General features: G+C 33.7%; 9 protein-coding genes. 6 read left to right on the top strand and 3 right to left on the bottom strand.

Going from position 1 to position 14629, the window contains the following annotated elements; translation table 11 throughout:
• Positions 1-72: 72 nt before the first annotated feature.
• A complete protein-coding gene (locus Q1A73_RS03210) occupies positions 73-2448 on the bottom strand; it encodes a TonB-dependent receptor (protein ID WP_299601466.1) in 2376 nt (791 codons plus the stop codon).
• 202 nt (positions 2449-2650) lie between these two features.
• On the opposite strand from Q1A73_RS03210, the gene Q1A73_RS03205 reads away from it, so the two are divergent.
• Together Q1A73_RS03205 and Q1A73_RS03200 are read left to right on the top strand one after the other, a co-directional pair.
• A complete protein-coding gene (locus Q1A73_RS03205; protein WP_299601464.1) occupies positions 2651-3661 on the top strand; it encodes a histidine kinase in 1011 nt (336 codons plus the stop codon).
• Positions 3662-3663: 2 nt separating this feature from the next.
• The gene (locus tag Q1A73_RS03200) at positions 3664-4362 is read left to right on the top strand and encodes a LytTR family DNA-binding domain-containing protein (RefSeq protein ID WP_299601462.1); all 699 of its coding nucleotides are present in this window, start codon (positions 3664-3666) and stop codon (positions 4360-4362) included.
• A gap of 32 nt (positions 4363-4394) precedes the next feature.
• Here Q1A73_RS03200 and Q1A73_RS03195 read toward each other — a convergent pair whose 3' ends face one another.
• Together Q1A73_RS03195 and Q1A73_RS03190 are read right to left on the bottom strand one after the other, a co-directional pair.
• Positions 4395-4757: a DUF779 domain-containing protein gene (locus tag Q1A73_RS03195; RefSeq protein ID WP_299601460.1), complete on the bottom strand. Its 363-nt coding sequence runs from the start codon at positions 4755-4757 to the stop codon at positions 4395-4397.
• Position 4758: 1 nt separating this feature from the next.
• Positions 4759-6282 (bottom strand): aldehyde dehydrogenase family protein, encoded by a 1524-nt coding sequence (locus Q1A73_RS03190; protein WP_299601458.1) that lies wholly within the window; start codon positions 6280-6282, stop codon positions 4759-4761.
• Between the two features lie 187 nt (positions 6283-6469).
• On the opposite strand from Q1A73_RS03190, the gene Q1A73_RS03185 reads away from it, so the two are divergent.
• From Q1A73_RS03185 to Q1A73_RS03170, 4 genes are all read left to right on the top strand, one after another.
• Positions 6470-7372: an AraC family transcriptional regulator gene (locus Q1A73_RS03185; protein WP_299601456.1), complete on the top strand. Its 903-nt coding sequence runs from the start codon at positions 6470-6472 to the stop codon at positions 7370-7372.
• Positions 7373-7557: 185 nt separating this feature from the next.
• A complete protein-coding gene (ggt, locus tag Q1A73_RS03180; protein ID WP_299601454.1) occupies positions 7558-9255 on the top strand; it encodes a gamma-glutamyltransferase in 1698 nt (565 codons plus the stop codon).
• Between the two features lie 148 nt (positions 9256-9403).
• Positions 9404-12637, top strand: coding sequence for a glycosyl hydrolase (locus Q1A73_RS03175; RefSeq protein WP_299601451.1), 3234 nt, complete (start codon positions 9404-9406; stop codon positions 12635-12637).
• Between the two features lie 335 nt (positions 12638-12972).
• Positions 12973-14601, top strand: coding sequence for a lytic polysaccharide monooxygenase (locus Q1A73_RS03170; RefSeq protein WP_299601449.1), 1629 nt, complete (start codon positions 12973-12975; stop codon positions 14599-14601).
• Positions 14602-14629 lie beyond the last annotated feature (28 nt).

Below are 14629 nucleotides of genomic sequence, written 5' to 3'. Positions count from 1 at the left end.
AATCATGTAAATTTTATAAGATCATTTTATTTGGAATCATAAATTGAGAACAGCGAGTGACTTTGTTTTGCTTTATCTTCTTCTACCAGAATAAGTAATAGCTTCTCCTTTTCCAAATGCATAGCTTAGTCCGAAAGTAAAGAAACGTCCACGTTGCCCAAAGTTATAAGTTTCAAAAGTAGGTTGGTTTACGAAACGCTCCTGAATTCTGGAAGCAAAGACATCTCTTATACCAAGATTAGCCACTATTTTTCCCTTTAGTATTTTCTTACGTATTCCTATATCCATAAAAGCAAATCCACTTTGTTTTCCTTGTACAGTTTCAAAACCAGATCTGTAATTTCCATTAAGCTCTAAATCAATATCAGCAGGAAATCCAATTTTTGAACCTAATCGAGTGGACCACTGATTTCCTGTAAAATCAAATACTTGCCCTTCAAAAGATCCTTGACGATCAAAATAATTAAAATTGAAATCTCCTGTAAAGGTTAACCATTTGGTAGGACTATATTTTCCATTAGTTTCAAAACCTATAGATGAATTAGTACCAATATTTTCAGGTGTAGTAAAGTTTACATTATCGATAAAAGTAGATACGCGTTCTACAACATCTGTTGTATAACGATGATACAAACTAGAACTCATACTGGCTTTACCAATTTTATAAATACTCGTTAATTCATACGAATTGGTAAACTCTGGTTGTAGGTTTGGGTTACCGGTTCTAATATTAAAATTGTTTCTAATATTAAAAAATGGATTTAAGTCCCATAGACGAGGTCTAAAGATCCGTTTGGAGTAACCCGCTTGTAATGAAAATTTTTCGCTAAACGTATAGGAAGTATGAAAACTAGGAAAATAGTTTGTAAAGTTTTGCGAATTACTCTCATTGGTATTGGCTAATAAGGTTCCTATGTCTGTATTTTCTACTCGTAAACCAGCTTTTACACCCCAATTTTCATTTTCATAAGCTCCAGTAGCATAAACCCCCAATACCTTTTGATTCCATTCAAAATCATTGGTTAAGCTTTCATTTATGACATAAGTTCCATCTATTAGATCTTCTACTTCAAAATCGTTCCCAACATCATTTATTACATATTGTGCACCAGCTTCGATAGTATATTCTTTGCTTAATGGGTTGGTATAGTCTGCTTTGAAAGTGAAATCAGCCTGTTGGAAATTAGTTGACGTTCGTTGATTACTGTCTACATCCGAACCTTCGAGCGTAGTATCTACAAATAGTGAAGATTGATCTTTTCCAAAGAAACTTCCTAGCGCACTTAATTGAAAAGTGTGGTCTTTGTTATTTTTAAACTGTTTTTTCCAATTAAATTCATATTGCCACTTGGGGTTTGTGGCTTCTGTATCTTCATTTCGTATCCAGCGAGATACTAAATCATTATTGGTATCAAAAAAGCTAAAATTGGTTTCCGATGGTTGATCTTCTATCTCATAAGCAAAATTTCCTGATAATGTGAGTACATTGTACTTATTTAAATGATAATCAGTTCCTAGTGTAACATTAAAAAAGGTTTCATTTCTAAAATTTTCTCCATCACTAAATATTACTTCATTATTTTCTAAATTTCTATTGATCGCTTCATTTTCTCTCGGTAATGAACGATAACCAGCACCTATTTGAGTAAATAAATTAAATTTTTCGGTTCTACGATTTAAACTAACACCTACATTATGATTATCAGGAACACCAGTATTAAGAGATATGGATCCATTCCATCCTTTTTTCTCTTCTTTCTTTAAAATAATATTTAAAATTCCCGAAGTACCAGATGCTTCGTATTTAGCCGAAGGGTTGGTAATCACCTCAATACTTTGAATCATATCTGCAGTTATAGTTCCCAATGCATTACTAGATTCATCTGCTAACACCGAAGGTTTACCATTAATAAGTATTTGAACTCCACCACTACCACGCAAACTAATTTCTCCTTCTATGTTCACATTTACAGAAGGTACATTATTAAGTACTTCCAAGGCGCTTGCACCAGCTGTACTTAAATCTTTTCCTACGTTAAAGACACGTTTATCTAGTTTAAATTCGGTTTTAGAAACCTCACCTCTTACCACAACTTCATCTAGCATTTGACTATCTTGATAGAGCTTTATAGTACCAAAATCTACTTTATTTTCTGATACTGTATAATTTCTTACTTGAAGGGTTTTAAAACCAATAAAGCTGATCTCGAGATAAAAATCATTTTCTACCGTTTTTAGGTTAAAATAACCATCATCATTCGTTATTGCACCCGTAATGGTGGATTTAGTGCTCTTAGAATTTAAAACAACAGTAGCGTATGGAATAGGTTGTCCAGTTTCTGCTTCTACTAGTAAACCGGTAATTTGGATTTCACTATTTTGAGACCAAATAACACCAGTATATAACATTAAAATAAGAACAAACTTTATTTTTCTTTCTAATAGCATTGTAATTTTTTTATCAAAGAAAGGGAGAAGTGAAAACTTATAAAAATCAATTTGGATAAACAACTGTTATAAGCCTGCAAACGACATGATATTCATTTATCTGTTAGGAATTGTTGTTTGTAGTATATTTTAAGTGGGTTATAGTAGTTGGTCTTATGTTAGAGATACAAAAGGTTATATTTGTTGGATTATCAATGACAATATGAAAAGTATATTTTTGAATAAAGAAGTTTGGTTTCAGCTCATACTGCACGTTGTCGTATTTACTTTTTATTCTTTCGATCGTCGTAATCCAGAAATTCAATTTTATCAGTATGTCTTTTTTCTAAATTTTGTGGTTGCTGGTTTGATCATAAACTATATATTACTTCCGAAGTTTTTATACCCAAGAGCTTATTTAAAATTTGCTTTCTATGTTTCTTTAGTAGTAGCTAGCGTTATTTTTGTAGAAGAGGAGATTTTAGAAAAAATATATTTCCCAGATACGCGAGGAACTAGATTTTTGGGGATCGTTTTCAATCTTATGGGCACACTACCAACCTTATCTATTTTAGCAGGATTTAAATTTGGATGGGATGCACTCATTAAACAGAAAGAGGTAAAAGAGCTAAGAGATTCTGTTAAAGAAAGTGAGTTGCAATTTTTGAAATCTCAGATCAATCCTCATTTTCTGTTCAATAATTTGAATAATTTATATTCTTATGCTATTGAGAAGTCACCAAGAACACCAGAAATTATCTTGGAATTATCGGGTGTATTACGATATATGTTATATGAATGTAAGTCTGAATATGTTTCGCTCTCAAAAGAAATAGAGCAATTAGAAAACTTTATTAATCTTGGACGATTACAAATTGAAGGACGAGGAAGTGTTAGCTTTACAAAAGAAATAGCGCATTCAAATTTCAGAATTGCTCCATTGATATTGGTAGTTTTTGTTGAAAATGCATTTAAACATGGTAGTTCCAGTCAAACGGAGGGTATTGAAATAGATATCACCCTAAATATAACAGAAAAAGGAGTACTTCATTTTACCTGTGCGAACACTTTTAAATCCGACAGCAATACAAATAATTTGGATAGCGGTATTGGTTTAGAGAATGTTAAAAAAAGGCTTGTGATTATGTATCCAAAACTTCATACATTGGTGATAAATTCAAATCAAGAAAAGTATAAAGTTGAATTAACTATTGATCTAAAAAACGCCAAGTAACAATGAATTGTATTATCATAGAAGATCAATTACCAGCGCAACGTATCCTTAAAAAATACATTGAAGATATTGGCACTTTAAAATTAGTTGGTGCATTTACGGATGCAATAGAAGCTATGATTCTTATGAAGTCTCAAAAAATTGATCTTATATTTTTAGATATACATTTACCAAAAATCTCTGGAATAGATTTTCTTAAAACCCAAGTCAATCCTCCACAAGTTATATTAACTACAGCTTTTCCTGATTATGCCTTGGAAAGTTATGAGTTCGATGTAGTTGATTATTTATTAAAACCATTTTCATTCCAGCGGTTTGTTAAAGCAGTAGCTAAAGTAAAATCTAACTATGATGATACAGTTTTGAATAATCAAAATTCTGAAACTGTGGATGCTCAAGAATTATACGTCAAAATAGGATTCGATTACGTACGGATATTGATTGATGAAATTACGCATATTATATCAGATGCAGATTATACAGAATTACATACAATCAATAAAAAACACGTTTCTTCAGAAACATTAAAGCACTGGGAAGAACTGTTACCAAATACTAAATTTATAAGAGTTCATAAATCTTACATTATCAATACTTCTAAAATTGAAAAGGTATCTGGAAATCAAATCTTTTTATCAAATCATAGCATAATACCGTTAGGTAGAGCTTATAAAGAGAATTTTATAAAAAATATTTTATAAGAACTACCTTTGGATATATATATTCTAAACTTTTAGCTTACAGGAGTTAGTATAGCTATTTCCTCTTCGGTAAATATTCTTGATTTTATAACAAATCGGATTCCCAAGGGAATTTCTAAAGAAAAACTAGATCCTCTTCCTTTTACAATATCTACAGTTAATTGTGTATGTTTCCAATACTCAAATTGATCTTTAGACATATAAAACTCACAATTATGTATCGTTCCAAGATATACATCCGTATCATTCAGCATTAATTCTCCTTTTGGAAAACACATGGGAGAGGAGCCATCACAGCAACCGCCACTTTGGTGAAACATGAGCGGACCATGTTCGTCTCTCAAAGAGTTAATGATCCGCTTCGCTTCTTCTGTTATTAAAACACGCTCTACCATATTAGAAAAAACCTAAAGCATTTTTGTCATGAGAAATAAGCATATTCTTTGTTTGTCTATAATGATCAAGCATCATTTTATGTGTTTCTCTACCGATTCCAGACTTTTTATAACCTCCAAATGGGGCATGTGCTGGATACAAATGATAACAATTTACCCAAACTCGTCCCGCTTGTACTTGTCTAGAAATCTGATATGCTTGATGTGTGTCTCTGGTCCATACACCAGCACCAAGGCCATACAAGGTATCATTAGCAATTTCTAATGCCTCTGCTTCATCTTTAAAAGTTGTTACACATGCAACTGGTCCAAAGATTTCTTCTTGGAATACGCGCATTTTATTATTTCCTTTTAATAAAGTAGGTTGAATGTAGTAACCACCTTCTAAACCTTCATTATAAGCTGCCTCACCACCAGTAAGTATTTCACAACCTTCGTCTTTACCAATATTTATATAGTTTAAGATTTTTTCATATTGATCATTAGACGCTTGTGCACCCATCATAGTGGTAGGATCAAGAGGATGTCCTAGTTTTATAGCTTCTACGCGTTCAATGACACGTTCTATAAACTGATCATAAATACTTTCCTGAATTAATATTCTCGATGGGCAAGTACATACTTCTCCTTGATTCAGAGCAAACATAACCGCACCTTCTAAACATTTATCAAAAAATGCGTCATCTGCATCCATGATACTTTCAAAAAAGATATTTGGACTTTTACCACCCAATTCTAGTGTTACTGGAATAATATTCTTACTCGCATATTGCATGATCAACTGTCCAGTTGTGGTTTCTCCTGTAAAAGCGATTTTATTAATTCTCGAACTTGAAGCTAAAGGCTTACCAGCTTCTATTCCAAAACCATTAACCACATTTAGAACACCAGGAGGTAGAATACCTTCTATAAGTTCTAGTAAAATCATAATACCTACCGGAGTTTGCTCTGCTGGTTTCAAAACAACACAATTACCTGCAGCCAAAGCGGGCGCAACTTTCCAGGTAGCCATAAGTAGTGGGAAATTCCATGGAATTATTTGACCAACTACTCCAAGAGGTTCTTTCACATTCATAGATATTGTAGAAGCATCTAACTCACTTACGGATCCTTCTTCTGCTCTAATAACGCCAGCGAAATATCTAAAATGATCAACCGCTAGCGGTAAATCTGCAGCCATTGTTTCTCTTAGTGCTTTTCCATTATCCCATGTTTCTGCTCTTGCTAATAACTCTAGATTTTGCTCCATTACATCAGCAATTTTAAGGAGCATATTGCTTCGCTCGGTAGCCGAACTATTATTCCATGAAGGAGCGGCCTCCCATGCAGCATCGATGGCAAGATCGATATCTTCTTTTGTAGATCTAGCTACTTTTGTAAAACTGTTGCCATCCACAGGAGAGATGTTTTCAAAATATTCACCTTTAACAGGAGATGTCCATTTACCTCCAATATAATTGTCATATTGGTTTTTGAACTGAGGCTTCTTAAAAGCCATTTTTTCGTTAGTACTTACAGTGCCCATAGTAATAAATTAAGATTATTTGTTATGTGTTTTCAAGATACTTTGTTCATTGTCAAAATAGTTGAACAATTCTATGAACTATATGAACAATTCTATGAATAAGTAAATTATCATCAGAAAATCATTATCTTTAATATAGTATCATTAGAATTACTACAAAAATTTTGTTAAATCTATAATTTTAGCAATGCAATTGTCTGATTCCTTTTATAAATCTAGAAAGCTAGTAGATCTGGTAGAAAATCAAACCTCTTATATTTTAGAAGACTCTGCTATGCATATCTTCGAAACACATTCCCGAGCAGAAATGGTACAACTTCAGTTTACTACTCCTGTTTTGGCAAGTATGTTTAGAGGAAAGAAGGTGATGCATTTACGAGATAAACCTTCTTTTGAGTTCTTGCCTGGTGAATCTTTAATACTACCTGCAAATGAATTGATGAGTATTGACTTTCCAGAAGCTCAGGAAGATAATCCAACCCGGTGCTTAGCTATGGAAATAGGAGAGGAACGATTAAAGAGTGTTATTCGTTTAATGAATGAATGCATGACCAGACCAGATGGGAATGAATGGAATATATTAGATTATAATTTTCACTTCACTAATGATCAAAGTATTTATCAGATATTACAACGTTTAGTGTATTTGTATACTGAAAACCATCCTGCAAAAGATTCTTTTGTTTCCAATATGATTCAAGAACTGATTATTAGAATATTGCAGGTAGACACGCGCAAGACCTTTCAAACAAAAACGAAAGAATTGGCAAGCGATTATAGATTGGCTTATGTTATTCAGTATATTAGAGATAACATCTGTAATCCTTTAACTATAAAAGAGCTAAGTAAAGAAGCTTGTATGAGTGAAAGTCACTTCTATAAAGTGTTTAAACAAGAAATGGGTATCTCACCAACAGATTTTATTAACGAAGAACGCATTCAAAAAGCCACACAGTTACTTGCAAATCCTATGTATAATCTAAAAGAAGTGTTTTTAGCATGTGGATTTACCAACCGTTCTTATTTTAATCGGATGTTTAAAAGAATAAAAGGAATCAATCCCAGTAAATATAGAAATAGATTTGCATAAGTTTTTGGTCACTATTTTGTTTTAATGTCTACAAGGCATTATGTTCGACTGGCATGTCTTTATTAGATATAATGTGTTTTAAAAAAATCATAAAATTCTCTTACTGAGCTTTTAATCATCGCTTATTTAGTATTTTTCACATCATCATCTATTTACTCTTTATAATAACACTAAAATTTATGTTTGTGAAAAACGCTCTTTACACGCTTCTCTTACTTTTTTTTATAACTCAAATTTCCACTGCTCAAGACCGAATTACTGGCGAACCTTTTGCTACACGCTCCGAAGTATTAGGCCAAAATGGAATGGTTGCTACCAGTCATCCATTAGCCACTCAAATTGGTTTAGATATCCTTAAAAAAGGAGGTAATGCTATTGATGCAGCTATTGCTGCGAATGCTGCTTTAGGATTAATGGAACCTACTGGATGTGGTATTGGTGGTGATTTATTTGCAATTGTTTGGGACGGAAAAACTAAAAAACTATATGGATTAAATGCTAGTGGAAGATCACCAAAAGGACTCACATTAGAATATTTTGAGAAACAAAAGATGAGTAAAATTCCATCTCACGGAGCTTTGCCAGTAAGTGTTCCTGGTGCGGTAGATGGATGGTTCGAATTACATAATAAATTTGGATCTAAACCAATGTCAGAAATTTTAGCACCTGCAATTAGTTATGCAGAAAGTGGATTTCCCTTAACGGAATTGATAGCTTGGTATCTACAGAGAAGTATTCCATTCTTTGAATCCAAAGGTTTTCCAAATATAAAAGACACGTATATCAATCAAAACGGAGGAAGCCTACCTAACGAAGGCCAAATTTATAAAAATCCATATTTAGCAAATACCTATAGAAAAATTGCTGAAGGTGGTAGAGATGCTTTTTATAAAGGAGACATTGCAAAAACTATTGGTAAGTTTATTAAAGAACAAGGTGGATTTTTATCCGCAAAAGATCTAGCAGATCATAAATCGCAATGGGTAGATCCAGTATCTGTAAATTATAGAGGTTATGATGTTTGGGAACTACCACCAAATGGACAAGGTATTGCTGCTCTTCAAATGTTACAGATTTTAAATGGATTTGATTTTTCAAACATAGAATTCGGAAGTACTGAACATCTACATTTATTTACAGAAGCAAAGAAGCTTGCTTTTGAAGATCGGGCGAAGCATTATGCTGATATGGATTTTTATGATGTACCTGTTTCTCAACTTTTATCAGAAGAGTATGCCAACAAAAGAAGAGCGGAGATTGGCAAACGTGCAGGAAAATATAACGCTGGTGAAATTTCGGCAGGAGAAACAATTTACATGACGGTTGCAGATAAAGATGGGACTATGATTTCTTTAATCCAAAGTAACTACAGAGGGATGGGATCTGGAATGGCTCCTCCGAAATTAGGTTTCATGTTACAAGATAGAGGTGAGTTATTTAGTTTGAAACGTGGTCAGGCAAATACGTATGAGCCTGGAAAACGACCTTTTCATACCATTATTCCTGCTTTTGTAACAAAAGATGGAAAACCATTTGTGAGTTTTGGTGTAATGGGAGGAGATTTTCAACCTATGGGTCATACACAAATCGTAATGAATCTTATAGATTTTGGAATGAACTTGCAGGAAGCGGGTGATGCTCCTAGATGGGATCATACTGGTGGAGCAAGCCCAATGGGGCAAACTACAGAAAATACAGGGACTATCCGAACAGAATCAGGGATACCATACACTACTATTAGAGGCCTAATGGATAAAGGACATAGAATAGGAACAGCAAGAGGTATTTATGGAGGATATCAGGCAATTTTATGGGACGACAAAAATAAAGTGTATCATGGTGCTTCAGAAAGTCGGAAAGATGGTCAAGCAGCAGGATATTAACTATTTTTATTGATAAATATCTATCACAAACATTCCTTGTTTACACATAAGTCAGATCACACTAATCAAAAAGTATAAACAAGATATGTTTTAATAATAATATCATCATTTATGTATACAAATCAACTTAATATACTAACTCTAAAAAATGAATTCAATCTTTAAAATGGGCTTTATGCTCGGAGCAATGTTATTGTTATCTACATTACAGGCTCAGCAATTAAATGACAAAACTTTTAACGGATTACAGTTTAGAAATATTGGACCAGCATTTACTTCTGGAAGAATCGCTGATATTGCAATTCATCCAAAAAATGAAAATGTATGGTATATTGCTGTTGGATCTGGTGGTGTCTGGAAAACTACTAATTCTGGTACTACTTGGAAACCAATTTTTGACAAACAAAAATCTTTTTCTATTGGAGCTATTACAATAGATCCTAATAACCCACACACCATTTGGGTAGGTACTGGAGAAAATGTAGGAGGACGCCATGTAGCTTTTGGTGATGGTATTTATGTAAGTCATGATGATGGAGCTACTTGGAAAAATATGGGTTTAAAAAAATCAGAACATCTTTCTAAGATTGTAATTCATCCAGAAAACTCGAATATTATATGGGCTGTTTCTCAAGGACCATTATGGACTGCTGGAGGTGAGCGTGGAGTATATAAGTCTACTGATGGTGGAGTTTCCTGGAAAAGAACATTAGGAGATAGCGAGTGGGTTGGAGCAACAGATTTAGTAATTGATCCAAGAAATCCAGATGTTTTATATGCTGCTACCTGGCAACGTCATCGAACAGTTGCTGGTTATTTAGGAGGTGGTCCTGGTTCTGGACTTCATAAAAGTACAGATGGAGGCGAAACTTGGACAAAACTAACCAGTGGAATTCCTAGTTCTAATCTTGGTAAAATAGGTTTGGCAATTTCTCCATTTAACCCTGATGTAATTTATGCGGCAATAGAGTTGGATCGAAGAACAGGTGGTTTATTCATGTCTACAAATAGAGGTGCTTCTTGGACAAAGCAGTCTGATGCTATTTCAGGTGGTACAGGACCTCATTATTATCAAGAATTATATGCGTCACCACATCATGAAGGGAAGTTATTTCTTATGAGTAATTATGTTCAGATTTCTGATGATCATGGAAAAACATTTTATACCATGAACGAGAAAAACAAACATGTAGATAGTCATGCAATGGCATTTAAATCATCAGATCCAAATTACGTGTTATTTGGTACAGATGGAGGTTTATACGAAAGTTTTGACCTTACTAAAAGTTGGAAATTTATTAGAAATCTTCCGATAACGCAATATTTTAAATTAGCGGTTGATGATTCAAAACCATTTTATAAAATTTATGGTGGTACTCAAGACAATGGTTCACATGGAGGACCTTCTCAAACCATGAGTTCTGATGGAATTGCTAATTCTGATTGGTGGAAAACACTAGGAGCGGACGGACACCAATCTGCTATAGAACCAGGTAATCCTAATATTACTTATGGAGAATTTCAACAAGGAGCACTTTGGCGAATCGATCAAACCACCAAAGAAACTGTATTTATTCAACCGCAACCTGCTGAAGGAGATCCTTATGAACGTTTTAATTGGGATGCTCCAATTTTAGTAAGTCCTCATAATCCCAAGCGTTTGTATTTTGCATCTCAGCGTGTATGGCGCTCAGAGAATAGAGGAGATGATTGGACACCTATTTCTAAAGATTTAACTCTAAACCAAGAACGAATTACAATACCTTATTACGGAAAACAACAGAGTTGGGATAACGCATGGGATGTTTTTGCAATGTCTAATTACAATACGATTACTTCCTTGGCAGAATCACCGAAGCAAGAAGGTTTAATTTATGCAGGAACTGATGACGGAATTATCCAAACAACTGAAAATGGTGGTCAAACCTGGAGAAAGTTTAATTTAAATACAGTAAAAGGATTAGGTAATATTCCTTTTGTAAATGATGTACGTGCTGATTTATTTGATGCTAATGTAGTGTATGCTGCCGTGGACAATCATAAATATGGAGATTATAAACCATACATACTTAAAAGTACTGATAAGGGTAATACTTGGAATTTAATCAACGGAGATTTACCAAATCGTTTGATAATCTGGAGATTAGTTCAAGATCATGTGGATAAAAACCTGTTATTCGCTGCTACTGAGTATGGTATTTACTTCACCTATAATGGCGGAACAAATTGGATACAATTAAAAGGTGGAGTTCCAACAATATCATTTAGAGATCTTACTATTCAAAGGAGAGAAAATGATCTTGTAGGAGCCTCTTTTGGTAGAGGATTCTTTATACTTGACGATATAACACCGTTGCGTAATTTCAATCCTTCTGTTGTCTCTACTGAAGCTACTTTATTCCCTATAAAAGAAGCATTGTGGTATAAGCCTTCAAGTAGAGTAGGAAGCCAAGGAGATTCTGAATATATAGCTCCTAATCCTGCGTTTGGAGCACGTTTTACATATTATCTAAAAGATAAATTCAAGTCTTTAAAAGATGTTCGGAAAGAAAGAGAGAAGAAGAATACGGATTTTCCTGGTTGGGATACTTTAGAAAAAGAAAAGAATCAGGACGGACCTGCTGTTATGTTACTTATTAAGGATGCTGAAGGAAATTTAATCAATACCGTAAAAGGAACTAATAAAAAAGGATTTAATCGTGTTAACTGGAAGTTAGATTACCCTAATAAGCGTGGAGAAAGACTTCAGGAAAGAGGTAATAATAGAGGTTTTGGTAACAGAATTGGTGTTTTTGCCACGCCGGGAACATATACGGCAACCTTGATAAAACGTGTAGATGGAGTAACCACAGTATTACAAGGTCCTAAAGAATTTGAGGTGATAACAATGCATAAAGGAGCATTGCCACGTAAGTCATTTGAAGAAATGAATCAATTTAGAGAGCAAGTTTTTGCTTTTCAACAAGATCTAACAGCAACCAATCTAGAGATGACAACACAACTTCAGAAAATAAAGGCTATGAAACGAGCAGCTAATAAAACAAATACTTCCAACGATGCTTTGTTACAACAAATCAATAAGGTTAGATTAAGCTTATTAGCTATTCAAAAAGAGTTAAATGGTAATCCTGTAAAGAATGAAATAGGGGAACGCTCCAATCCAACACCAAACGATGCAAATCGTATTGCTTTTTCTGCTTTATCTAGTACTTATGGCCCTACAGGTAATCAAAAAGCTGCTTTTAATCGTGCGAATAAACAATTACAACAGATCAAATTAAAATTAAAATCAGTATTAAATAGTAGTATTCCAGATATAGAAAAAAGTTTAAAACAAGCTGGTGCTCCTTGGATTGAAGGTCAAGGATTAATTGATAATTAGTATGACGAAAAAGTATTGAAAGTATAGGAAAAACCTATTCTTGTAGCTATTAAAGAATATTCTAAATAGAAAGCAACTCTCGTTTAATTGTAGAGTTGCTTTTTGTTTAAAGTAGATTTTAATAAAGGAGATATTTTGAGGTAATTATAGACTTTATAGTATTTGATTTTGTAATACCATTAACAATTTGTTAACAGGAAATGCTATTGTTTTTTTAATTCAACTTTAAAACTTTATTAACTATAAAAATATTGTTAAAATTGAGGTTTAATCTTGGTTACCCAATTTTAAATTATCACCAAATCAATTACTTAAGAACTAACATATACTACAAAATGAACAATTTTAACAACTCCAATCGTTATTTACGAAAGTTCGAAAATAACCTACAAAAATTCTTAAAACCAATACCTTGGCAAAGTATGTTACTTATTGCAACTTTTTTTGTCCCTTTCCAATCTGTACTCACTCATGGTACCGTAACGTATCCTCCAAGTAGAGTTTATACTTGTTTTCAAGAAAACCCCGAAAGTCCTGATTCCCCAGCTTGTCAAGATGCTGTTATTGGATGGGGAACGCAAGCATTATATGACTGGAATGAAGTAGCAAGGATGGATGCAGGCGGTATGCACATGGATATTATTATGGATGGAAATTTAGCCAGTGCAGGACGTCCAGATAAATATGGAGGCTTAGATCAAGTACGTGATGATTGGGTAGCAACTCCTGTTACTCCAGGGCCATTAACCGTTACCTGGACCAATACTGCTCCGCATGAAACATTATATTATAGAGTTTATATTACTAAAAGTGATTGGAATCCTAATATGCCATTAACTTGGGATAGTTTAGAGCTTTTAGTAGAAACTGGACCAAGACCAGCATCAGAAACAGATAACATCGATGTTGTTTTACCTGCACGAACAGGGAAACACGTTTTATATAGTATCTGGCAGCGATCTCTTACACCAGAAGCATTCTATTCTACTAGTGACATTGATTTTGGTGCTACTAATGAACCAACTCCTCCAGTGGCTATTTTTACAAGTGATAATGGTCGTTGTGGTGGATCTGAGGTTAATTTTAGCGCAGCTGATTCTTATGATCCTAATGGTGATGCATTAACCTACACATGGGATTTTGGAGATGGGACAACTGCACAAGGTGTTGAAGTATCACATACTTACAGTGGATTAACGAGTGCAGATGTTACACTTACCGTAAGTGATGGATCTTTCAGTAGTGGTAGTACTCAGACTATTGATTTAATAGAAGATCCAGATTGCGTAGGTGTTATTTGTCCTTTTGATACTCCAAATGCTGAAGCTTTACCGACTTTGATCGGTTCTTATAGAGATATTTTCGTTTTAGGTGAAAATGGACCAGATTTAAGTAATCATAAGTTTGATATTAACTGGAATCTTACAAATGATGGACTATATCAGTTTTCTATTCAATCCCTTGGTGCAGTTAGTGTTTGGACGGATTTGCGAGATAATTTAACACAAACATTTAAACAAGATGCTCCAGAAGCAACGTTAAGTGGTACAGGAATTCAAGGCTTTGATGGAGATTATTATGTAACTACAGATGGTGATAATTTTGTGATGGTTTCGAAATCTGGTGACTTTACTATATATTTTAGTACTACCGATACTGCACCTTCTTGTGCTTCGGTATTATCAGTGGATGAGTTTGATACTGGTGCAGTACTATTAAATAATTATCCTAATCCATTTGCGGGTACTACTAATATCCAATACATATTACAAGAACAATCATCTGTAAGTTTAAAGGTGTATACACTAAGTGGACAGTTAGTAAAATCAATTAATGAAACTACTAAAACTCCAGGAAAATATGAATTCCAAATTAATTTAGAAGGAATGAGCAACGGTGTATATCTTTACAAATTACAAACAGATAAGGGAGTTCAGACAAAACGAATGATTTTACAACAATAATTTTTATTAGAAGAAATCATTGTAAAAA

Source organism: uncultured Aquimarina sp., assembly GCF_947492115.1.
Classification (GTDB): Bacteria; Bacteroidota; Bacteroidia; order Flavobacteriales; family Flavobacteriaceae; genus Aquimarina.
Note: the sequence above shows the minus strand (reverse complement) of the source record. Positions and strands in the feature narration are given on the sequence as shown.